General features: G+C 65.5%; 19 protein-coding genes and 1 pseudogene. 2 read left to right on the top strand and 18 right to left on the bottom strand.

Annotation, left to right across the window (positions count from 1 at the left end; genetic code table 11):
- Window positions 1–89 precede the first annotated feature (89 nt).
- From groL to LRM40_RS14195, 11 genes are all read right to left on the bottom strand, one after another.
- Window positions 90–1,733 (bottom strand): chaperonin GroEL, encoded by a 1,644-nt coding sequence (groL, locus tag LRM40_RS14245; protein WP_151124668.1) that lies wholly within the window; start codon window positions 1,731–1,733, stop codon window positions 90–92.
- Between the two features lie 61 nt (window positions 1,734–1,794).
- Complete coding sequence (gene groES, locus LRM40_RS14240) at window positions 1,795–2,085, bottom strand: co-chaperone GroES (RefSeq protein ID WP_022980493.1); 291 nt, start codon at window positions 2,083–2,085, stop codon at window positions 1,795–1,797.
- Window positions 2,086–2,280: 195 nt separating this feature from the next.
- A complete protein-coding gene (locus LRM40_RS14235) occupies window positions 2,281–2,934 on the bottom strand; it encodes a hypothetical protein (RefSeq protein ID WP_151124669.1) in 654 nt (217 codons plus the stop codon).
- On the bottom strand, window positions 2,931–3,173 hold the full coding sequence (locus tag LRM40_RS14230; RefSeq protein ID WP_151124670.1) for a DNA gyrase inhibitor YacG: 243 nt from the start codon (window positions 3,171–3,173) through the stop codon (window positions 2,931–2,933). Before LRM40_RS14230 ends, LRM40_RS14235 begins: the two co-directional genes overlap by 4 nt.
- Complete coding sequence (zapD, locus tag LRM40_RS14225) at window positions 3,142–3,897, bottom strand: cell division protein ZapD (protein ID WP_151124671.1); 756 nt, start codon at window positions 3,895–3,897, stop codon at window positions 3,142–3,144. Before zapD ends, LRM40_RS14230 begins: the two co-directional genes overlap by 32 nt.
- A 40-nt stretch (window positions 3,898–3,937) precedes the next feature.
- A complete protein-coding gene (coaE, locus tag LRM40_RS14220; protein ID WP_151124672.1) occupies window positions 3,938–4,567 on the bottom strand; it encodes a dephospho-CoA kinase in 630 nt (209 codons plus the stop codon).
- Window positions 4,564–5,493, bottom strand: coding sequence for a prepilin peptidase (locus tag LRM40_RS14215; protein WP_151124673.1), 930 nt, complete (start codon window positions 5,491–5,493; stop codon window positions 4,564–4,566). Before LRM40_RS14215 ends, coaE begins: the two co-directional genes overlap by 4 nt.
- A 3-nt stretch (window positions 5,494–5,496) precedes the next feature.
- Window positions 5,497–6,717, bottom strand: a complete 1,221-nt coding sequence (locus LRM40_RS14210; RefSeq protein WP_151124674.1) for a type II secretion system F family protein — start codon at window positions 6,715–6,717, stop codon at window positions 5,497–5,499.
- A gap of 64 nt (window positions 6,718–6,781) precedes the next feature.
- Window positions 6,782–8,503, bottom strand: a complete 1,722-nt coding sequence (gene pilB / locus LRM40_RS14205; protein WP_151124675.1) for a type IV-A pilus assembly ATPase PilB — start codon at window positions 8,501–8,503, stop codon at window positions 6,782–6,784.
- Window positions 8,504–9,032: 529 nt separating this feature from the next.
- A complete protein-coding gene (locus tag LRM40_RS14200) occupies window positions 9,033–10,391 on the bottom strand; it encodes a HipA domain-containing protein (RefSeq protein WP_151124676.1) in 1,359 nt (452 codons plus the stop codon).
- Between the two features lie 10 nt (window positions 10,392–10,401).
- Entirely contained in the window at window positions 10,402–10,725 is a 324-nt protein-coding gene (locus LRM40_RS14195) for a helix-turn-helix domain-containing protein (protein ID WP_151124677.1), read from the bottom strand.
- A gap of 226 nt (window positions 10,726–10,951) precedes the next feature.
- On the opposite strand from LRM40_RS14195, the gene LRM40_RS14190 reads away from it, so the two are divergent.
- On the top strand, window positions 10,952–11,467 hold the full coding sequence (locus LRM40_RS14190) for a hypothetical protein (protein ID WP_151124678.1): 516 nt from the start codon (window positions 10,952–10,954) through the stop codon (window positions 11,465–11,467).
- A 17-nt stretch (window positions 11,468–11,484) separates the two neighbouring features.
- Window positions 11,485–12,243, top strand: coding sequence for a helix-turn-helix domain-containing protein (locus LRM40_RS14185; RefSeq protein WP_151124679.1), 759 nt, complete (start codon window positions 11,485–11,487; stop codon window positions 12,241–12,243).
- A gap of 18 nt (window positions 12,244–12,261) precedes the next feature.
- Here the strand turns inward: LRM40_RS14185 and LRM40_RS14180 are convergent, their stop codons facing one another.
- The 7 genes and pseudogenes from LRM40_RS14180 to LRM40_RS14145 form a co-directional block, all read right to left on the bottom strand.
- Window positions 12,262–13,128, bottom strand: coding sequence for a DUF7281 domain-containing protein (locus LRM40_RS14180; RefSeq protein WP_151124680.1), 867 nt, complete (start codon window positions 13,126–13,128; stop codon window positions 12,262–12,264).
- Window positions 13,128–15,800, bottom strand: a complete 2,673-nt coding sequence (locus LRM40_RS14175; RefSeq protein WP_231067561.1) for an Mks condensin complex protein MksF — start codon at window positions 15,798–15,800, stop codon at window positions 13,128–13,130. The genes LRM40_RS14180 and LRM40_RS14175 overlap by 1 nt, the downstream gene beginning before the upstream one ends.
- A 141-nt stretch (window positions 15,801–15,941) precedes the next feature.
- Window positions 15,942–16,679 (bottom strand): IS21-like element helper ATPase IstB, encoded by a 738-nt coding sequence (istB, locus tag LRM40_RS14170; RefSeq protein ID WP_151126053.1) that lies wholly within the window; start codon window positions 16,677–16,679, stop codon window positions 15,942–15,944.
- Between the two features lie 36 nt (window positions 16,680–16,715).
- A complete protein-coding gene (gene istA, locus LRM40_RS14165) occupies window positions 16,716–18,260 on the bottom strand; it encodes an IS21 family transposase (RefSeq protein WP_151126052.1) in 1,545 nt (514 codons plus the stop codon).
- A 145-nt stretch (window positions 18,261–18,405) separates the two neighbouring features.
- Window positions 18,406–18,543, bottom strand: a complete 138-nt coding sequence (locus LRM40_RS14160; protein WP_170288760.1) for a hypothetical protein — start codon at window positions 18,541–18,543, stop codon at window positions 18,406–18,408.
- Window positions 18,543–19,115 (bottom strand): annotated as a pseudogene (locus tag LRM40_RS21595) (condensin complex protein MksE). The gene LRM40_RS14160 and the pseudogene LRM40_RS21595 overlap by 1 nt, the downstream one beginning before the upstream one ends.
- Window positions 19,116–19,150: 35 nt before the next feature.
- Window positions 19,151–20,410, bottom strand: a complete 1,260-nt coding sequence (locus LRM40_RS14145; RefSeq protein WP_151122054.1) for an MksB family condensin complex protein — start codon at window positions 20,408–20,410, stop codon at window positions 19,151–19,153.
- Window positions 20,411–20,490: the final 80 nt, after the last annotated feature.

The raw sequence follows: 20,490 nt of genomic DNA, 5'->3' as shown, positions 1-20,490 counted from the left end.
TCATTGTGGCTTGGGCCAGGCATGAAAAAGGCCACCCAAAGGTGGCCTCTTGTGTGGCTTGCGAGAGCAGGGTGCTCAGGCAGGACAGCTTACATGTCCATGCCCATGCCGCCCATGCCACCCATGCCGCCGCCCGGCATCGCGGGGGCTTCTTCCTTCGGCGCTTCGGCGACCATGCATTCGGTGGTCAGCATCAGCGAGGCGACGGAAGCGGCGTTCTGCAGCGCGGTACGGGTCACCTTGGTCGGATCCAGGATGCCCATCTCGATCATGTCGCCGTAGGTGTCGTTGGCGGCGTTGAAGCCGTAGTTGCCCTTGCCACCCAGCACGGCGTTGATCACCACGCTCGGCTCGCCACCGGCGTTGGCCACGATCTCACGCAGCGGGGCTTCGATGGCCTTCAGGACCAGCTTGACGCCGGCGTCCTGGTCGGCGTTGTCGCCCTTGATCTCGCCAGCGGCCTGACGGGCGCGCAGCAGGGCCACGCCACCACCGGCCACGATGCCTTCTTCCACGGCAGCGCGGGTGGCATGCAGCGCGTCTTCCACGCGGGCCTTCTTTTCCTTCATCTCGACTTCGGTGGCGGCACCGACCTTGATCACTGCCACGCCGCCGGCCAGCTTGGCCACGCGCTCTTGCAGCTTTTCACGGTCGTAGTCGCTGGTGGCTTCCTCAATCTGGATGCGGATCTGCTTGACGCGGGCTTCGATGTCGGCAGCGGCACCGTTGCCATCGATGATGGTGGTGTTTTCCTTGCCCACTTCGACGCGCTTGGCCTGGCCCAGGTCGGCCAGGGTCACCTTCTCCAGCGACAGGCCCACTTCCTCGGCGATCACCTTGCCACCGGTCAGGATGGCGATGTCTTCCAGCATGGCCTTGCGACGGTCACCGAAGCCCGGCGCCTTGACGGCCACGACCTTCAGGATGCCGCGGATGGTGTTGACCACCAGGGTGGCCAGGGCTTCGCCTTCGACATCTTCCGCGATGATCAGCAGCGGACGACCGGCCTTTGCGACAGCTTCCAGCGTGGGCAGCAGGTCACGGATGTTGCTGACCTTCTTGTCGTACAGCAGGACAAACGGGTTGTCCAGCAGGGCGACTTGCTTTTCGGGGTTGTTGATGAAGTAGGGCGACAGGTAGCCGCGATCGAACTGCATGCCTTCGACGACATCCAGCTCGTTGTTCAGGCTCTTGCCGTCTTCAACGGTGATCACGCCTTCCTTGCCGACCTTGTCCATGGCCTCGGCGATGATGCCGCCGACGTCGGAGTCGCTGTTGGCCGAGATGGTGCCGACCTGGGCGATTTCCTTGGAGGTGGTGGTGGCCTTGGAAGCCTTCTTCAGCTCGACGACCAGCGCGGCGACAGCCTTGTCAATGCCGCGCTTGAGGTCCATCGGGTTCATGCCGGCGGCCACGTACTTCATGCCTTCGCGCACGATGGCCTGGCCCAGCACGGTGGCGGTGGTGGTGCCGTCACCGGCGTTGTCGGAGGTCTTGGAAGCGACTTCCTTGACCATCTGGGCGCCCATGTTCATGAGCTTGTCCTTGAGCTCGATCTCCTTGGCGACCGACACACCGTCCTTGGTGACGGTGGGGGCGCCGAAGGAGCGCTCCAGGACCACATTGCGGCCCTTGGGGCCCAGGGTGACCTTGACCGCGTTGGCCAGGATGTTCACGCCTTCGACCATGCGGGCGCGGGCGTCAGCGCCGAAGACGACGTCTTTTGCTGCCATTTTGGAATATCTCCGAATTCAGTACAGGATGGGTAGACAGTGATCGGAAGGGATCAGATGATCACTTCTGGACCACGGCGAAGAGGTCTTCTTCGCGCATGACGAGCAGTTCCTCGCCATCGACCTTGACCGACTGGCCCGAGTACTTGCCGAACAGCACGCGGTCACCGACCTGAACGTTCAGGGCCACGAAATCGCCCTTGTCGTTGCGCTTGCCCGGACCCACGGCCAGCACTTCGCCTTGGTCAGGCTTCTCGGCGGCGTTGTCGGGAATCACGATGCCGGAAGCGGTCTTGGTCTCGTTTTCCAGACGCTTGACGATCACGCGATCGTGCAACGGACGAAGTTTCATTGCATCTCCTTGGAGCATGGACAGTCAAATGGGAAGAAGGTCGGGGTGCACTGGACACCTGCCTTGTTCCTTCAGTGAACGTGCAACCCTTCTTGAGGGGCTGCGTTTGTTAGCACTCTCATCGAGTGAGTGCTAAAACGCATTATAGGGATGGTCCGGCGGCTTTCAAGAGCCGCGGCATGTCATCCGGGAGGTTCACTTGGCGCGTTCGCGGCTGATCAGCGCGAAGGGCACGAGGATTGGTGCCAGCACCACGTAGTACAGCAGGTTCACGCCGTTGGCAGCGGTGGTGACGGGCGTCACCAGGGCATTGGCCACCTGCTCGCTGCGCGGCTGCTCGGCCTGGATCTCCACCGTGTAGGGGTGGTTGAGGGTGGTGCGGATCCGGTTGGCCTTCACGGTGCCCTGCAGATAGCGCTGGCCGGCCACGTGGCCGGCCAGACGCCAGCCCCCCGGCCGGGCCGGATCGGGCTGGAAGCCCAATGCCGCAGCCCGGGCGCGGTCGGCCTCGTCCAGATCGGTGGGCAGGAGCAGCGCGTAGTCGCCTTCGGTCCGACCATCGGCCGACACGGAGAAGCGGCCCAGTTCACCCTCCATCCGGGCGTGCAAAGGGGATTCCAGGGCCGCCACCAGGGCCTGGGGGGTGTCGAAGATGTAGTGGTGATGCTCGCCGATGACCACCAGGTGCTGGCGGTCCTGCGACAGCAGCAGCGAGCTCAGCGTCTCATGGTAGGTCTTGAGCACCAGCGTCTCGGGCTGGTTCGCGGCACAGCCGGCCAACACGCCGGCTGCGGCCAGCGTCAGCAACAGTTGGCGTCGTTGCAGCAGGGGGTGTCCGGCGGTGTTCATGCAGGTTCTCCTTCGCCGGGTTCCGCTTCTGTGGCGGCGACACGGTAGTTTTCGCTGGCCCAGGCGCCAAAGTCATGCCCCTGACAGCGCGCGCTGCAGAAGGGGCGGTAGGGATTGCTGGGCGCGAACACGGTTCTTTCGCCGCACGCCGGGCAGTTGACGTCGATCGGGGGGCGCGCAGGCGCAGGGGACGGGTTGGTCACGGGATCAGCTGCACAGGGCGAGGTCAAAGGCGGCATCCTGCCCGAACGGCTTGAGCCGGCCCTCGGTATCCGCCCGCATCAGCCGCACGGACACCATCAGGCGGTGGCCACTGATCTCGGGCACCAGGTCCAGCGTCTCATCCAGCCGCAGGCGCAGCAGCTGGTAGGTGCGCCCCTGGGGCAGCGTCTGCTGGTACTGACCGCCCGTGGCCACCACGCGGTGCGGCACACCGCTGTCGCGCAGCAGGCGCAGCAGCAGGTCCAGGCCGCTCTTCAACGGCCACAGCGAGTCGATCCAGCGCGCCAGGTCCTGGCGGCGGGCTTCGGCCGGGTGCTGCTGCCAGGCGTAGTAGGCCGGCAGGTCGAATTCGCAGGTCCCCCCGGGGATGCTGATGCGGCTGCGGATGCTCATCAGCCACTCGTTGCCGGTGAGGGCCTGGCCGGCCTTGCCCGCCTGGCTGTTGAGGGCCTGGTGGGCCTCGTCGATCTGGCCGATGACCTCGTCCAGGGCTGCCTCGGAGATGTGCGGGTTGCCGCGGTAGCCCAGCAGCACGCCGCGGTGGCGCTCCAGCTCCTTGAGAACGTCCGACTTCAGGTCGGCCCGCGAGGCCACGTCCATGATCTCGAAGACGGTCACCAGCGCGAAATGGTGGTCCACGGGTTCGTCGCGTGGCACCAGCAGCGTCAGCCGCTTGAACAGGTGCTCAAGCCGCAGCATGGTGCGAATGCTCTCGTTGAACGGGTATTCGTACAGGACCAAGGTGGGGGCTTCCAGGCGGTGGGATGCTGCGTCGATTGTTTCACAGCCTGGCAAGGGCCGGCACGCCGAAGAAGCCGAGCGTCCACAGAGCGTCGACCTCGGTTTCCAGTTCGGCCAGATCAAGGTCGTCGTTGACGATGACGGCGTCGGCCGCTGCCCGCCGTGCCGCGCGGCTGGCCTGCTGCCGGATCACCTGCGTCACCTGGGTGGGGGGCCAGCCGGAGCGGGCCTGGACCCGCGCCTGCTGCGTCGCTTCGCTGCAGTCCACCACCAGCACCCGGTCCACCTGACGGCGCCAGCGCGCACCGGTCTCCACCAGCAAGGGCACGTCGAAGACCACCGGTTGCGCCGGATCGGCCGCCAGGGCCTGGCGCTGGGTCTCCTGGGCGATCAGCGGGTGAAGAATGGCCTCCAGCTGCTGCTTGGCCGCTGGTTGTGCGAAGACCAGGGCGCGCATGCGCGCCCGGTCGAGGGCGCCATCGCTGCCGATCATCTCCGATCCGAAACGGGCTTCGATTGCCGGCAGGGCCATGCCACCGGGCTGGGTCAGGGCGCGGGCGATGGCGTCGGTGTCGATGACATGGGCGCCTCGCCGGGCCAGCATGCGGGCCACCGTGCTCTTGCCGCTGCCGATGCCGCCGGTCAAGCCGATGCGGCGGGGGCCCGTCATTGCCCGATCCAGCCCAGCACCCGATCCAGCCCGGCCAGCATCACGACCAGGCCGCCACCGGCCAGGAACGGCCCGAAGGGAACGTAGCGCCCCTCCCGAAGCGCGTTGCCGAGCTTCATGCCGATGCCCACCACCGCGCCGATGACCGAGGCCATCAGCACGATGGGCAGGATGGCCTGCCAGCCCAGCCAGGCACCCAGTGCGGCCAGGAGCTTGAAGTCGCCCGCGCCCATGCCTTCCTTGCCGGTGGTGAGCTTGAACAGCCAGTACACCGACCACAGCGAGAGGTAGCCGACCACGGCACCGGCGATGGACTGGGTCACCGGCAAGGTCCAGCCCAGGGCGGCGGCGCACAGGCCGGCCCACAGCAGGGGCAGGGTGAGGCTGTCCGGCAGCAGGGTGGTGTCCCAGTCGATGGCCGTCAGGGCCACCAGGGTGGCCGCCACACCGCACCACAGCAGCACCGCGGGCTGCGGGCCGATGCGCCAGGCCAGGCCGGCGAACAGCAGACCGGTGACCAGCTCCACCAGCGGGTAGCGCGCCGAGATGCGGGTGCCGCAGGCGGCACATCGGCCGCGCAGTCTCAGCCAGCCCAGCAGCGGGATGTTCTCGTGCCAGCGGATGGCATGACCGCAGGACGGGCAGCGCGAGGCGGGCCGGGCCAGGGACAGCGGGGCGAGCGCCTCCAGGCGGCGCTCCAGTTCCTGCGAGGTGGGCGCCAGCGGCTTCGGGGCCGTGTCCCCGAAGGTCCGTTGCCAGGAGTCGGCATCCGAGAGCTGGGCGGCCACGTCGGCCCACCATTGCCGCTCCATCATCCTCGGCAGGCGGTGGGCCACCACGTTCAGGAAGCTGCCCACGCACAGGCCCAGCAGGCCCAGCACCCAGGGCGAGAGCCACCAGCCCAGGGTTTCGGTACTGCCCGCCATGCCTCAGACCACCTGACCCAGCTTGAAGATCGGCAGGTACATCGACACCACGATGCCGCCGATGAGCACGCCCAGGATCACGATGATCAGGGGCTCCATCAGGGTGGACAGGCCCTTGACCATCTCGTCCACCTCCTCCTCGTAGAAGTCGGCGGCGCGGGAGAGCATGTCGTCCAGGGCGCCCGATTCTTCACCGATGGCGGCCATCTGCAGCACCATGTTCGGGAACACGCCGGTGGTGGTCATCGAGGGGGTCAGCGCGGTACCGGCCGCGACGTCGCGCTGGATCTGTTCCGTGGCCTTGGCATAGACGGCGTTGCCGGCGGTGCCACCCACCGAGTCCAGGGCTTCCACCAGCGGCACGCCCGCGGCGAACAGTGTCGAGAGGGTGCGGGTCCAGCGGGCCACCACCGACTTCATGATCAGATCGCCGAAGATCGGCATGCGCAACAGCAGCCGGTCCATCACCATCTGCATCTTCTCCGAGCGCTTCCATGTGCGGAAGAACATGTAGCCGCCCCCGAAAATCGTGCCGAAGATGGCCCACCAGTACTTCACGAAGAAGTCGCTCATGGCCATGACGAGCAGGGTCGGGGCCGGCAGGTCGGCGCCGAAGCTGGTGAAGACCTGCTTGAAGGCCGGGATCACGAAGATCATGATCACCGTCACGACAACGAAGGCCACGACCAGCACCGACACCGGATAGATCATCGCCGACTTGACCTTCTGCTTGAGCGCCAGGCTCTTCTCCTGGTACAGGGCCAGGCGGGCCAGCAGCTGCTCCAGGATACCGCCGGCCTCGCCGGCTTCCACCAGGTTGCAGTACAGCGCATCGAAGTACTGAGGGTGCCGGCGGAAGGCCGAGGACAGCGCCGTGCCGGTCTCCACGTCGGCCCGGATGTCGAGCAGCAGGCGGGTCAGCCGGGCGTTGACGCTGCCGCGGGCGACGATGTCAAAGGCCTGCAGCAGGGGCACGCCGGCCCGCATCATGGTGGCCAGCTGACGGGTGAAGACCGCGATGTCCTTGGGCTTGATCGACTTGCCGCCCGAGGTCCGGCGCTTCTTGACCTTGGAAACCATCACCCCTTGGCGACGCAGGCTGGCGCTGACCGCGGCCTCGCCCCCGGCACGCATTTCGCCGCGCACGATCTTGCCGTTGCGGTCCTTGCCTTCCCATTCGTAGGTGAAGTCCTTGACGTTCTTCGCTGCCGCTGCAGTAGCCATTGAGCCTCCGACCGCTCCCGACGGTTGATGGATGAGTGTGTTCTGTTGCCGGTTCTGTTGCGGCTCAGTCGTTGGTGGCCGCAATCACCTCTTCGAGGGTGGTGACGCCCAGCTTGACCTTCACCAAGCCGGACTGTCGAAGGTCGCGCACGCCTTCTCGTCGCGCCTGCTCCGCCAGATCCACGGCCGAGCCGTTGGTGAGAATCAGGCGCTGGATGGCCTCGGTGATCGGCATGGCCTGGTAGACACCGACCCGGCCGCGGTAGCCATTGTTGCAGGCCGAGCAGCCGACAGCCCTGTACGGGCGCCAGCTGCCGTCCAGATCGCTCTCTTCGTAGCCGGCTCGGATCAATGCATCGCGCGGATAGTCGGCCGGCTGCTTGCAGGTTTCACACAGGCGGCGCACCAGGCGCTGCGCGGTGATCAGCAGCACGCTCGAGGCGATGTTGAACGGGGCCACGCCCATGTTCAGCAGGCGAGTGAGGGTGGACGGTGCGTCATTGGTGTGCAGGGTGGACAGCACCAGGTGGCCGGTCTGCGCGGCCTTGATCGCGATGTCGGCGGTTTCCAGGTCCCGGATTTCGCCCACCATGATCACGTCCGGATCCTGCCGCAGGAAGGACTTCAGGGCGCTGGCGAAGGTCAGGCCGGCCTTGTCGTTGACATTGACCTGATTGATGCCTGGCAGGTTGATTTCGGCCGGGTCTTCCACCGTGCAGATGTTCACGCCTGGCTGGTTCAGGATGTTCAGGCAGGTGTACAGGGACACCGTCTTGCCCGAGCCGGTCGGGCCGGTCACCAGCACCATGCCGTAGGGGCGGTGCACGGCGTGCAGCAGGCGTTCCTTTTCGGCAGGTTCGTAGCCCAGGGCCTCGATGCCCAGCTTGGCGCTGGAGGAATCGAGGATACGGATCACGATCTTCTCGCCGAACAGCGTGGGCAGGGTGCTGACCCGGAAGTCGATCGACTTGCTGCCGAAGCGCAACTTCATCCGCCCGTCCTGGGGGACGCGCTTCTCCGAGATGTCCAGGCGCGAGATGACCTTGATGCGCGAGGCCAGCTTGTCCTTGATCGCCAGCGGGGGCTGGGTGATCTCGCGCAGCTCGCCGTCGACCCGGAAACGCACCCGGTAATTGAACTCGTAGGGCTCGAAGTGCAGGTCGGAGGCGCGCATGTTGATCGCGTCCACCAGCATCTTCTGCAGGAAGCGCACCACCGGTGCATCCTCCACTTCGGACACCACGTCGGCCGGCGGTGCGCTCGAGCTGGTGTCCTCCTCCGTGACCTCGAAGTCGAAGTCGGCCGCACTGATGGCTTCCAGCGCCTGGTTTGCCGATCCTGTCTGCCCCTCGATGAGCTTGCTGAGCTTGTCGTGCTCGACAACCACCCACTCGGGCGACAACTGGGTGGCGAACTTGATGCGCTCGCTGGCTTCCTGGTCGGTCGGATCGACACAGGCCAGAAACAGACGGCTGCCGCGCTTGTTCAGAGGCAGGACGTGGTACTGCCCCACCAGCTTGGCATCGATGATGTTCTTGGGCAGGCGCTGGACATCCACCGCGTCCAGATCCAGCAGTGGGATGGCCAGGGCTGAGGAGAGGGCGTGTGCCAACTGGGCCGGGCTGAGTTCGCCCGAGCTCATCAGTTCGCTGATGAAGGAGACCTTCTTCTCCTTCGCGCTGCGCACCAGTTCCTCGGCGCGGGCCGCTGCCAGCTTGCCGCCATGAACAAGCACGCGCGCCACGCCGGAAAGCGTGGGCTTGGAAACATCAGTGATAGTGTCCACGGGTCACAGCAGGCCGACAGGGCAGGTTCACGCCTTGCTCGGCGCAAATTCAATGGCACATGATGACGCAAAACGGCCGCGTTCTGTCAATGGCAGCGGCTTGCGCGGCGGACAGGGGCCGAATTTCCACGGAAATGGCGGCTCCAGGCGACAAAGTGTGACCGCGCGTCACGCGCGGGCACCTTTGACGGAGGCTGGAAAGCACAAAGGCCACGGAAAACCGTGGCCTTTGTGCATGTGTGCCTGGTCGGGGTGAGAGGATTCGAACCTCCGGCCTCTACGTCCCGAATTCCATCCGGACGCCTTTTCGGGCCTCTTCTGGACGAAGAATCAACATCTTAGCGTGGTTTTGCATGGCGTTGCACGACGTTGCGCGAGGGTCTTCTTGAGCAGATTTGGAGCAGCGCAGCTACGGTCTGCTCCAGAAAACCGTAGCCATCTGGTTGGTATAGGAACCGGCTTATACGGTGGTCATAGGTCCGGCAGGGGCGGCTCTTGGACCCCGCGCCGGCAGCGTCCAGCCAGGGGGTCAGAGGTACTCGTCCTTCCAGCGCGCCGCGTCGGCCACCAGCTGCGTCAGCCGGTCGGCTTGTCGGGCCACGAAGGTGGCGATGCCCTGCACGAACACCCGCTCGGCCTCGCACTCGTAGTCGGCCGCCTGGGCCTGCGCTGCGGCTTCTGCGGCGGCCAGCTTCGCCAGGCGCTGGCCCTCGCGGCGCATCAGCTTGCGGTCGACGCCGCAGCGCGCAGCGAAGTCGGCCAGGGCAAAGGCCGAGACCTCGGCGTGGTTGAAGACGTCCCCGAAGGCCATGGCCAGCTCGGTGTCGAACCCGTCGTACTGCAGCACGCTCACCAGGTCGTACCAGGGCGTGGGCTCCAGCAGGCCGCCAGGGCGCACGAAGAACGAGAAGTTCTTGCCGTGGGCGTCGCTGTTGCCAATCAAGAATTGGAAGAGTGCCCAGCGCAGCATGGCCAGCCGTGTGGCGGCCTTGTTGGCCGTGAGGTCGGCGCAGCCAAACAGGCGTTCGAAGCTCACGCCATCGCGGATGTGGCGCACCGCCTCGGCGCTGCCCAGGTTGCGCTCGTACTTGTAGGCCACGGGCAGGTCGCATGACTGGCAGGCGTCGATGATGTGCCGGCGGTGAACCCGCGGCTGGCCGCCGACGTTCTCCACTTCGCGGTCGAAGCGGCGCACGGCCAGCACCGGGCGGGGCGTGCGCAACAGGCTCACCTCAGCGGCCGGCAGCTTCATGCGGCGGGCCAGCGACATGCAGAAGTGCTCGTTGACCGCCAGGTGCGGCGTCTGCGGGTTGCCGGTGTCGGGCTTGAGGATGTGGGTGGAGGCCAGTCGCTGTCCGTCCACCAAAAAGAGTCGCCCGCCCTCCAGCAGTGGACGGTCAAGGTAGACCAGCAGCTTGTCTTGCAGGCCGGCCACCGACATGCGGACCTTGCCGTCCCACACCGTCAGCGGCACGTGCTCGCGCTCGGCAATGCGCTGGTCGAGCTCTTGGAGGGGGATTTCTCGCAGGACCGGCTCGGCAGCGGGTCCAGCTGGTTTCGCGTCCCCTGTGAAGCGCAAGGCGCCCGCGGTCTCGGCGCCAAGCGCCCATATCAGGCCGAAGACGTTGGTCTTGGCCAGACCGTTGTAAGCCACGGCCACATCCAGCGCACGCCCCTCGGGCAGCAGGTGCTCGATGAAGCGCTTGATGGATGCGGACGCGTGGTCAGGCGCCGGGCGGACCAGGGGCAGTGCTGGAGACAGCGGGTAAGACTTGGCGTCGGCGACCCAGGGTTCGGCATAGTTCAGGCCCCAGCGGTCGTCGCGCCCTTCGTGCTCGATGATGGCGACCTGAGCGTCGTCGGCCCAGACGTGCAGTGCGTGTGTCATGCTGACCGCCTCATGGCTTCGGGACGGCTGGAGGGACGGTCGGGCCGCCAGAGCTGCCCGAGCCGCTTGATGAGGCCACCTCCCGGGCCCACGGGTGCTCCTTGGGCAGCACCATGAGCGTCAGACCCAGGCCATCGAGCACGGCCAAGGCCTTGTCCAGGCGCACCGAGCCTTGGCCGTTCTCGAGCCGGGACATGAGGTCCACCGACACGCCGAGCAGGCCCGCCGCATCGTCGATGCGCAGCGACTGCGACTTGCGGCGCTCGCGCACGACCGGGCCCAGGTCAGGGGCTGACTGGAGCAGGGTTGGTCGGCGGGTGGCAGCGTCAGTCATTTCGGAATTTCAGTTGCAGGGCTTCTGGGGCGCGCTTCAAGCAGACGGTTTCTGTTACTCCGAAATCATACGCGGTTCTGGGGGTCTCATCCACTAGAATTTCGGCAAATCAGAAACAGAAGAGCTCTCGATGCGGTGTCAGATAGTATTTCTGATTTTCCGAAACTTTGATTGAGGTTGCAGAGGTCCGCCCGGCCCCGTACTTCCGCCATGGAACACTGACGCGATGACCGACCAACCCAGACCCATAGGCCAACTCGACGTCCAGCGTTGGCTGGGGCGGTGCATGCTGCGGTTGCAGCAGTACGAGCGGCTGATGAAGACGCTGCTGGCCCACCACGAGCTCGCCGGGCCTGCCGACGCGCTGGAGTCCCAGCGGGCCGCGAACCTGGAGAAGGTGTCGGACAAGACCCTGGGTACGCTGGTCAAGTCCCTCTTCGAGAGCTACGCCGTGCCGGACGGATTCGAGCGCGAGTTGCTCCCGGAGGACAAGGTCCCGACCGACCGCATCTCCATGGCCATCAGCTATCGCATGACCATGGCTCCGGAGCGGCTCGCCGAGGTCAGAGGCCAGATTGAGGAACTGGTCGTGATGCGCAACGAACTGGTGCATGGGGCGACGGCTGTTAGGACGAGTCATGGCGGTCTCTTTTCATTCACTATAAATCACTATAACAACACAAGACGCGGTGATCCAGTGTTCGCTTGCCGCGTTGCTCTTGGTTATAGTGATTTACTGTGATTCTTTTGGAGGCCGACATGTCTGCCTTGAGCAGCGAGCAACTCCCCATACTGGCCGGTGCGCTCTTGCGTCTGCGAGGCCTCACGTTGGCAGCGGTGTTTGACGCCACCGGCATCCGTGCGGCCAACCTGTCTGCTTGGCTGAAAGGCAAACCGCAGGTCATCTCTGCGGCGCGCGTGACGGCGTTGCTTTACCACCTGGGTGTCCAAGGTGGGCAGCTTCGGTCGGACATGGTTCACACCTGGAGCGACCAAGGTGAATGGGCACACCTGCGCACCGTTTTCGACCTGCTCCAGGCGCCAGTGGCGCCCCGATGCTTGTTTCTCGATGAGCATCCTGGCATGTCCCATACAAGATTCCTGCAGTGGGGCGAGGCATGGGTTCGGCTGTCTCTCACGCCGGGGCCGACTGCGCAGGACGATTTGGCCGCGATGGTCAGCCCCGACCGAATGATCGTGCTGCCCGTTGCGCTGGAGGGCATCCCCACGCAAGACCCGCAAGCGACCGCTTCTGCGCTCTTGAGCCTCGCCGAGCAGGGTGGGCATGAGATTCCTACTGGCGAACTGGCCCATGGCTTTATGCAACGCCTCGGCGCCCCGCCAGGGCAGGACTTCGTGCTCACGAACGGCGACTCGTTGGGCTGGCGCCTCTTGGAGGTGAGCTTGCGCAGTGCGATGCGCAGGGGGTTGAGCCCCACCCAATTGGCGTTGAAGATCGAGACGCTGCGTCTCGATGAAGACGACTTCCCCCGTCTAGGCAAAGCCAAACTTGGCTGAACTGCCGAACGAACGCGGCTAGGACGCGGGCAGCCAGACCGCTTCCTGCTCCAGTGCCATTCCCAGTTGTTGCATCTGCTCGGTCAGCTCGCGCACGGGCGCTGGTAGTTGCGCCACGGCGGTGGTGAAGTGGCGCAAGGTGTCCCGCCATAGCTGGACGCTGCCATAGCGCGCCAGCTTGCTTTCCCACTGCGGCATCAGCCAGAAATCGCAAGCGTCGCCCAGCGCTTCACGAAGTCGCCTGAAGTTGCTCAGGCCCACACCGTCGTAGTCCGCAAACAGCATCACTTGGCTGGCGCGGGGGCGATGACCCAGCCATGACAGCAGCCTGCCGTCGAGCTGCCCGCCGTAGTACAGCAGTGAGGCCTGCGTGCCTTCGGGCAGCCAGTCCGTACGATCAAACAAGGCTTGGTTCTCGACGAGCCAGAGCGCTCGCTCGGAGTGCCAGGCGTCATCTGACTGAATGGAAAGTGAGGCCGCACCGAACTCGCGTGTGGCAGCACTCAGTGCCAACTCCGCTCCCCTTTCGACCTCACGCCAGCTGACTGTGTCGCCGACCGCCTTGAGCAGCGGGTAATAGCTGCCGTGTTGATGGCGCCGGGCCTTGCTGTCGCGGGCATGGGCCACGTGCTGTGCGCGCAGAGGGAGCTGTTCGGCGATTGACGGCTCCACCTGAGGGGAGAGCTGGGTCACGTGAGCGTCGAACACAGCCTGATTGCAAACGCTGTATACGTCTCCTCGGCCTTGGCGCAGACACTTCACGGCACCAGTTTGCCGAGCAAATTGATCCAGGGCCCCGCGTTGTGCAGCGGTGAACTGGCTGGCGGGTAAGGGGCTCTTGCCTTGCAGCTTGAGCAACGCAGCGCGTAGGGCCTGCTCCGTCATCAGGCCTCCACGGGTTCGATGATCTGCCAGCTGAAGCGGCTGATCTGGTTGCTGCCCTGCCGATGATGAATGGGCACGCAGTAGCGCACGGTGGTCAGCGGCGCCGGGGAGGCGAAGATCAGCGAGAAGCCGAACTCGGCAGCGGTCTCGATCAGACTGCGCTGGTTGCGCGCATCCAGCGCCAGGGCTTCGTCCAGATAGCAAATGCCTTGGATCGGGCGCCGTTGATCCTGCATCAAGTGCAGCATGGCCAGGCCGGTCACCAGCTTGGCCATCAGCACCGTCCCGTTCGAGGCGGCACTGTCGAGGTCGTCGAAGGCTTCCGGCTCGCGACCAGCCTTGCCCACCCAGAAGCGCAGCCGGAACAGGTCGGCCACGCGCAAGCCGTGTCGGGCATTGCCTTCCTCGATGAGTAGGGTTTTGGCGCGGTTGAGCTGGTCATCATCCAGCACGCTCTGCTGGTTGAAGAGTTCGAAGGTCTCGCCATTGCCGACTGTGGCTGCCGTGCTGATGAGCAGTTCGATGGCCTCGACGAGCGCGGTTTCGTCTTCGGGTTCGATCTTGAAGACCGCCAAATCGGAGAGCTGGCGTCCGCTGATCTTGCGATTGAACTCGCGCATCCGGCGCTTGAACGCGGCCAAGCCATCGCGCAGTTCGTGCAGGCAAGCCGCGACGTTCACAACCGCCGAACGAACCTTCTTTTCCAGGGCCTCGGCTTCCTGCGGCAGGTGATGGGCGAACTCCACCAGGCGCGCGATTTCTGCCTCGGGCTCACCGACGAACTGGTACTTGGTGAGCCCGCCCGTGTGGATTTCGCCCAGCAGTCGGCGGATCTGGTCGTCCAGTTCCAGCAACTGGCGGCAGTCAGCCTGATAGGTCTGCAGGCGCTCGGCCAGCTGGTCCAGCGCGAACTCCGGCTGTGCCAACCAGGGGTGGTGGGGTGAGTCGGACAGCCACGTGAACGGGCCTTCCTGATCGACGCGTTGGTTGCGGCGTTGCTCGATCTGACGGTGCTGTTGCCCGAGTGAATCCAGATCCTTCTGCCTCTGTTGACGCTGCTGATCCAGCGCCCGGTACCGGGCAGCCGATTGCGCCAAACTGGTGGCCAGCTCGGCGAGCTTCTGGTCGAGTGTCACCAGCCGTGCTTGCCGCTCAGCGTCGCTGTCTTGCAGGGCCTGCATCTGGCCGTAGTCCCGCAATTCGGCGTCCAGCTGCACCAGCTGCTGTTCCAATGCATCACGTTCGCGTTGGACGAGTTCCAGCGCTTGTGCCGTCGCCAGTTGCTCCTTCAGCTGTACCTGCTGTTGCTGCAAATCCCGCAGCAGCTCGCCCAGCTCGGCCAGGCTGCGCTGTTGGTGCTGCGCAGGCAGGGCGGCGATGCGCAGCTGCAGGCCCGGCAGGCCAGCATGCTCGCCATTGGCATCGCCCAAAGCCTTGGAGAGCGCCTGGCCATTGAGCTGGAAGTCTTCGGCGCCCAAGGTCAGCACGGGTCTGGCCAGCACCTTGTTCAGCGCTTCCAGTTGATCGGGCGGCAGAGCGCCTGCCAGCTGCTGGTAGAGGTTGTGGCCTTGGGTGCGCATCTCCTGTGTCAGCTGGGCCAGCTCTCTGTCCACGCGGGCGAGCTCGCGTTCGATGGATGCCGGAGGCCGGCTTTGCGCCTGGCCCAAGCGGACCACCAGAGCATCTCGTTGGGCCTGCACGTCGCGGCGGCACGTCTCTAGAACCGCCCGGCTTTCCACCAGAGCGAATCGCTGTTGCAATGCCTGCAGCTGTTGACGCTCCTGGCGCAGTTGCTTCTGCTCCAGCTCCCACTGGCTCTGCTCCCGCACGGCTTGGCGATCCTGCTCTCGCAAGCGATCCAGCTCGCCATCGCACTGCTGCAGCTCGTGCTGAAGGGCTTGCTGGCGTGATTCGAAGTGCTGCTGCCACTGGCCCAGGGCCTCGTCAATCATGGGCCGCCAGCACAGCAGCTTGCCGCGCAGGGTCAGTCGAGCATCTTGCTTGCGCTCCAGTTCAGCGAGGCTGCCTTTCAAGCGTTCGGCAGCCAGGTACTGACTGCGCTCAGCGTTGAGGTCAGCAAAGGCCTTGTCCCACTCCGCCTTGAAGTCGATGCTGGCGTCTGGCAAGTCACGACGGAAGATTTGCAGCAGGTAGTCTTTCACCTCGCTGGACCGCAGCTTGTCCAGCCGCAGCGTCCGGGTGAGCACACGCTGGAAGACACTGGCGTCACTGGCGTGCTCCAGGCGGAACACGCAGAAGTCTTGTGATCCGCTGAGCTTGCGATTCCGGCCGCCGTACACCATGTCGGCGAACTCGCTGCCGCTGTAGCTGAACACGCGGCGCCCATGGGTGGCCAGATGGCTGGCCAGCTTGGGCTGTGCCACGAGCGAGCCATCGGGCAGGCAGAACTCTTCCACCTTGAGTGGGCCGGCGTAGGCAAAGTACTCGTACTCGAAGCTCACGCCCTTGCCGACGCAACCGAGCACCACGGTGCCAGATTCCGGCAACGACACCTCCAGCAGCACATAGGCGCTGTTGTTGGGGAAGTAAAACCGCCGGCTCTTCTCCACGTCGTGCGCGCCAAAGTCCATGCGGCGCCGGTCAATGATCAGCAGGAACTGCAGGGCATTGATCAGGCTGGTCTTGCCCGTGTTGTTGGGTGCGCATTCCACTGATGGCGGACAGTGATTCCATTCCCATCGCGGACAGCGTTCCAGGCGATGGCGGACACGTTGCGCGGGTGTCCTGAGTGACGCTCAAATCGTAGCCGAAGTGTCCGCCATCAGCGTGGAATGGCGGTCGGCGCGGCCGGCTCAGACGGCCTTTGCCAGCTTTCTCATCGACTCGCCCTTGAGGGCTATCTTGTGCGAGCCGTGCACGATGCGGTCCAGGATGGCGTCGGCCAGCGTGGGCTCGTCCAGCCAGGCGTGCCAGGCCGTCACCGGCAACTGGCTGGTGATGAGCGTCGAGCGCGCACCCACCCGGTCGTCGAGCAACTCCAGCAGGTCGTTTCGCTCGTGCGCGGCAATCGGCGCGATGCCGAAGTCGTCCAGGATGAGCAGGTCCAGCCGCGCCAGTTGCGCCAGCCGTTTGCCCAGGCTGCCATCGCCGTGGGCCACGTGCAACTCCTGCAGCAGCCGTGGCGCGCGGGTGTAGAGCACCGAGAAGCCCAGACGCGCGGCCTGCTGCCCCAGTGCGCAGGCAAGCCACGTCTTGCCGCACCCGGTGGCGCCGGTCAGCAGCACGTTGTGGCCATGGCGCAGCCAGTCGCCGCCGGCCAGGCTGGTGATGACCTCCCGGCCCAGGCCCCGGCTGGCGCGCCAGTCGATGTCCTCCAGGCAGGCACTGGAGACCTTCAGGCGGGCCGCCTTGAGCAGGCGCTCCAGGCGTTTGCTGTCACGCCAGTCCACCTCGCGCTGCACCAGCAGCGCCAGACGTTGTTCAAAGGGCAGTTCGCTGGCTGTGATGTGGGTGGCCGCGTCGCTGAGGGCGGCCACCATGCCGTCCAGGCGCAGGGCGCGCAGTTGGTTCAAGGTCTGTTCGTTGAGCATGGTTCTTCCTTGTTGGGTTTGCTTGCGCGTTGGAGCTCAGTGGTAGTAGTCCGGCCCGCGCACGTTCTCGTGCAGCGGCAGGCTCGCCTGTGCGGCCATCGGCGCATCCAGCGGCCGCTGGTCCAGGCCGCAGCCCAGGATGGAGGCGATGCTCTTGTAGGACGGTGAGCGAATCGACTGCGCCCGCGCACAGGCGGCCTCCAGCCGGTCAGCCCCGTACTCACGGCCCAGGCGCATGAGGCCCAGACAGGAGCGGTAACCCTGCTCGGGATGCTGGCGGTGCTCCATCTGCCAGCGCACCACGGCGGCGGTGGCCGCACCCACGCGCTCGCCCCAGGCGATGAGCTTGGCCGGCGTCCACTGCAGGTGCGCCCGGTGCGAGGCCGGCATGTGCTCAGGTGTGGTGGTGTGTGCACCCCGGCGGGGATTGAGGGCGTGGGCGGCCACCCGTTTGCCGCCATGCAGGACTTCGACCGTGCCGGCCGTGATGCGCAACTCCACCGGCTCGCCCACCAGGGCGTGGGGCACCGAGTAGTAGTGGCCATCGAGCTCGACGTGGTAATCGATGTTGACGCGGGCGGGTTTGAAGCGCGCGATGGGCATGCGCACCGCCGGCAGGGGGCGCAGGGCCGGCCGGTCAAGCTCGGCGAAGGCACTGGCGCGGTTGCCCGGCAGCTTCTTGAACGCGCGCTGGTTCAAGTCCACCAGCAAGGCGGCAATCGCCCGGTTGAGCTCGGCCAGGCTGAAGAAGGTCTGGTGGCGCAGCCGGGCCAGAATCCAGCGCTCGACCACCTGCACGGCGACCTCCACCTTGGGTTTGTCGCGTGGCTTGGCCGGGCGCGCGGGCATCACGGCCAGGCTGTAGTGCGCACAGAGTTCTTCGAGCAGGCGGTGCGCGGTGGGCTCGTAGCGGTCGGGGCGGGCCATGAGGGCGCGCGGCTGGTCGGGCACCAGCAGGCGGGGCACGCCGCCGATGAACTCCAGCGTGGCAATGATGCTGGCCACCCAGTCAGCGGCCTTCTGGCTGGCAGTGGCGCAGGCGTAGGTGTAGTTCGATGCGCCCAGCACTGCCACGAAGACCTGGGCCGGGCGTATCTCGCCGGTGCTGGCGTCCACGACGGGCACGGTCTGGCCGGCGTAGTCCACGAAGAGCTTGTCACCGCCCGAGTGGGTCTGGCGCATGGAGCGCTGCAGGCGCCGGGCCCAAGCCTTGTACTTCTCGCAGAAGGCGCTGTACTTGTACGCCTGACCGCTGTGCTGTTGCTGGTATTCCTCCCACAGCAGCTGCAGCGTCACGCCAGGTCGGCGCAGTTCGCGGTGGATGTGGGCGTGGTCGGGTTCGAGGTGCCGGGACTCGCGCGCCACGGGTGGCTTGTAAAGCCGGGCCTGGAGTTCGTCGTCGTTCAGGCTCTGGGCCGTAGCCCAGTCCACGCCGGCCACGCGCGCGTAGCTGGCTATCTCGCTGACAGTGGATTTGGAGATGCCGAGGGCGGCACCGATTTGACGGGTGCTCAAGGCCCCGCGGTGCAGCAGTTGCAGTGTGTGTCGTAGTTTGCTCATGGTGACCCTGGGTGTGGGCATCGCTGGCTCCGGTCAAAAAAACCGGGCAGCGTATGCCGCGTTCGGGTCACTCAGAACACCCCGCAGGTGTCCGCCATCAGTTTGGAATGCTGTCCGCCTTCAGCGTGGAACACTGTCCGCCATCATGGTGGAACACTGTCCGCCATCAGCGTGGAATCGTGTCCGCCATCGCGTGGAATACGCAGTTGGGCGCCACCAGGGAGACTGCGCCATCCAGCGGAAGCTCGGCGCGGGAGTAGCCCGCGCTGCCAAGCAAAACCAGGCGTTGAAAGCCGTGCTGCATCAGTCGCCCTCCTCGTCGTTCAGCACGTCGTCGCCGCTCTCCTCAGGGGCAGCGTCCGCCTCGTTGTCGTCATTTCGGGAGGCTGCGGCCAGTCCCTCAAAGTGGTCCAGGTAGCGGCAGACGGCGGGCAACAGCCGCCAGCCTGCCGGCTCCGCCACTGCGAATCCCAGCGTGCAGGCGCGGCCCAGAAGATCCATCAGCCCATCGGGAGATAGCCCTTCGGCGTCCAGAAGGTCTTTCTGCTGTTCGTGCACCTCGGCCAGCCATTCCCGATCAATGAGCCAGTCAGTAAAGCGTTATAGCGCTTTGCCGGCATTGGCTTGGGCGTCGAAGATGACCATGAACAGCAGCGCCAGTTGACGGCTGACCTTGCCGATGTTGCTGCTGGCATCGGTGCTGTGGAACCAAGCAAAGCCTCGCGCATCCACGCGCAGCTCAAAGCCCAGCGCTGCGAAAAGACCTGCGTAGGCCGGTTCGTGTTGCTCAAGCTCGGCCCACAGTGCAGGCTCGGCCATGCGGTTCAGGTGCTTGCCCGACAGGAACAAGCGGAAGAGCTCGGCCAATGCTGGCATTTGCGCCAGTTGCGGCATCAGTGGGTGAGGCGTCGTCATTCCGGAATGCTCACGCGGTGAGGATGGTGCAGCACGCGGATGGCCTGCAAAGTGGTGGTCTCAGGATGCGCACTGGCTTCGATCTGCCAACTGCCCTCGTGCTGCAGCTCATGGAACAGCCGCAGCAGCGTCGCATCCTGAAGATGACCGTGATGGGTATGCAGCCAGTCCAGCAGGCTGCCCACCGGTAGGCTGCTTCTCAGCTGTTGTCGGATGGCCGCCTCGTCCACGTGCTCCAGCAGGGGCGGGGCGTTGCCAGGGTCATCTTGCGGGAAGGCCACCGACTGCGGTTGGTACTGCTGCGCTGCGGCCATCACGGCGCGCACCTCATCGCCCAGCTGCAAGCGGAAGCCCCGCTCGTTGCGCCAAACGGGCATCGCGGTATCGGCGGTATGCCGTGACAAGGCTCGGCGCAGGCCCCGCTTGCGCACCTGACCCAGCAGCAGGCTGACGGCACTGGTCAGCGCATTGTGTTGACGCACCTCCTCGCGCAACGGCAGCACCGTGTCGGCGCACTGTTGAGCGATCAGACGGCCAAATCGCCGCAGCTCCTTGGCCTGGTGCGCCACCTGCCTGAGCTGCAGGCGATGTGAGTACAGCCCGCCTTGAACCGACAGCTGCTCAAAGGCGAGATCCAGCGAGCGCTCAGCGTCTTCCAGGTAACGGTAAAACGTGCCTTGCGGGCCGGTGTCCATCATCTGGTTCATTGGCTCCACGTAGTGGTCATAGGCCTCCAGCACACGCCGGTAGCGCTGGGCGATGGGCATGTTGGCGTCGGCGCTCTTGGCGTCTTCGGCGAGTTCCAGCAGTGCGTGGCGGTCTTGATCCAGTTGCAAGCTGATCTGGCGAAAGAGCTCAGCGAGCTTGTTGGCCGCCCCCCGCGCCCGATCCATGTCGGCAGCTTGCATGCCCTCGTTGAGGCCCTCCGTGGCCTCGCGGATGGCGGCAACGCGTGCTTGAAGCACGGCAGCCAGACCGAGCTCGTGCTCGCGAGTCAGCCCGCGCACGAAGTCGAGCACGTAGGCATTGAGCTGCAGGTCGCTGCTGCGGGCGCAGGGTTGGAGGATGTCTGCATTCACCATGGCGCGCAGGGCTGCCCCCTGGGCCTCGGCATCCAGCTGCGGTGCCACTTTCGCGATGCAGCCCAGCACTTGTTCGGTGGTGAGCCCCGCAAACTCGCGGGACAGCCTCACCAAGACTTCGACGGTGTCCCAGTGAACGTAAAGCGCATAGATCAACGAACGCGGGTTGGCCATGTCAGCTCAACCTTCCGCCATGGCGAGCATCGTGCTCGGTGCGCGATTCCAGACCATTTGGTGTTGCCCACTGCCGCGCA

The organism is Ideonella dechloratans, assembly GCF_021049305.1.
Lineage (GTDB): Bacteria > Pseudomonadota > Gammaproteobacteria > Burkholderiales > Burkholderiaceae_C > Ideonella > Ideonella dechloratans.
This window is presented reverse-complemented; position numbering and strand designations above follow the sequence as displayed.

Excerpts from the sequence above, each read along its gene's own strand:
- LRM40_RS14215 (WP_151124673.1), bottom strand. The coding sequence starts at position 5,493 with ATGGCGGGCAGTACCGAAACCCTGGGCTGGTGGCTCTCGCCCTGGGTG.
- LRM40_RS14185 (WP_151124679.1), top strand. The coding sequence starts at position 11,485 with ATGTCTGCCTTGAGCAGCGAGCAACTCCCCATACTGGCCGGTGCGCTC.
- LRM40_RS14230 (WP_151124670.1), bottom strand. The coding sequence starts at position 3,173 with ATGCCGCCTTTGACCTCGCCCTGTGCAGCTGATCCCGTGACCAACCCG.
- LRM40_RS14195 (WP_151124677.1), bottom strand. The coding sequence starts at position 10,725 with ATGACTGACGCTGCCACCCGCCGACCAACCCTGCTCCAGTCAGCCCCT.
- istA (WP_151126052.1), bottom strand. The coding sequence starts at position 18,260 with ATGCCCACACCCAGGGTCACCATGAGCAAACTACGACACACACTGCAA.
- LRM40_RS14235 (WP_151124669.1), bottom strand. The coding sequence starts at position 2,934 with ATGAACACCGCCGGACACCCCCTGCTGCAACGACGCCAACTGTTGCTG.
- coaE (WP_151124672.1), bottom strand. The coding sequence starts at position 4,567 with ATGACGGGCCCCCGCCGCATCGGCTTGACCGGCGGCATCGGCAGCGGC.
- istB (WP_151126053.1), bottom strand. The coding sequence starts at position 16,679 with ATGCTCAACGAACAGACCTTGAACCAACTGCGCGCCCTGCGCCTGGAC.
- LRM40_RS14200 (WP_151124676.1), bottom strand. The coding sequence starts at position 10,391 with ATGACACACGCACTGCACGTCTGGGCCGACGACGCTCAGGTCGCCATC.
- groES (WP_022980493.1), bottom strand. The coding sequence starts at position 2,085 with ATGAAACTTCGTCCGTTGCACGATCGCGTGATCGTCAAGCGTCTGGAA.
- LRM40_RS14180 (WP_151124680.1), bottom strand. The coding sequence starts at position 13,128 with ATGACGGAGCAGGCCCTACGCGCTGCGTTGCTCAAGCTGCAAGGCAAG.
- LRM40_RS14190 (WP_151124678.1), top strand. The coding sequence starts at position 10,952 with ATGACCGACCAACCCAGACCCATAGGCCAACTCGACGTCCAGCGTTGG.
- groL (WP_151124668.1), bottom strand. The coding sequence starts at position 1,733 with ATGGCAGCAAAAGACGTCGTCTTCGGCGCTGACGCCCGCGCCCGCATG.
- LRM40_RS14210 (WP_151124674.1), bottom strand. The coding sequence starts at position 6,717 with ATGGCTACTGCAGCGGCAGCGAAGAACGTCAAGGACTTCACCTACGAA.
- LRM40_RS14145 (WP_151122054.1), bottom strand. The coding sequence starts at position 20,410 with ATGGCCAACCCGCGTTCGTTGATCTATGCGCTTTACGTTCACTGGGAC.
- LRM40_RS14160 (WP_170288760.1), bottom strand. The coding sequence starts at position 18,543 with ATGCAGCACGGCTTTCAACGCCTGGTTTTGCTTGGCAGCGCGGGCTAC.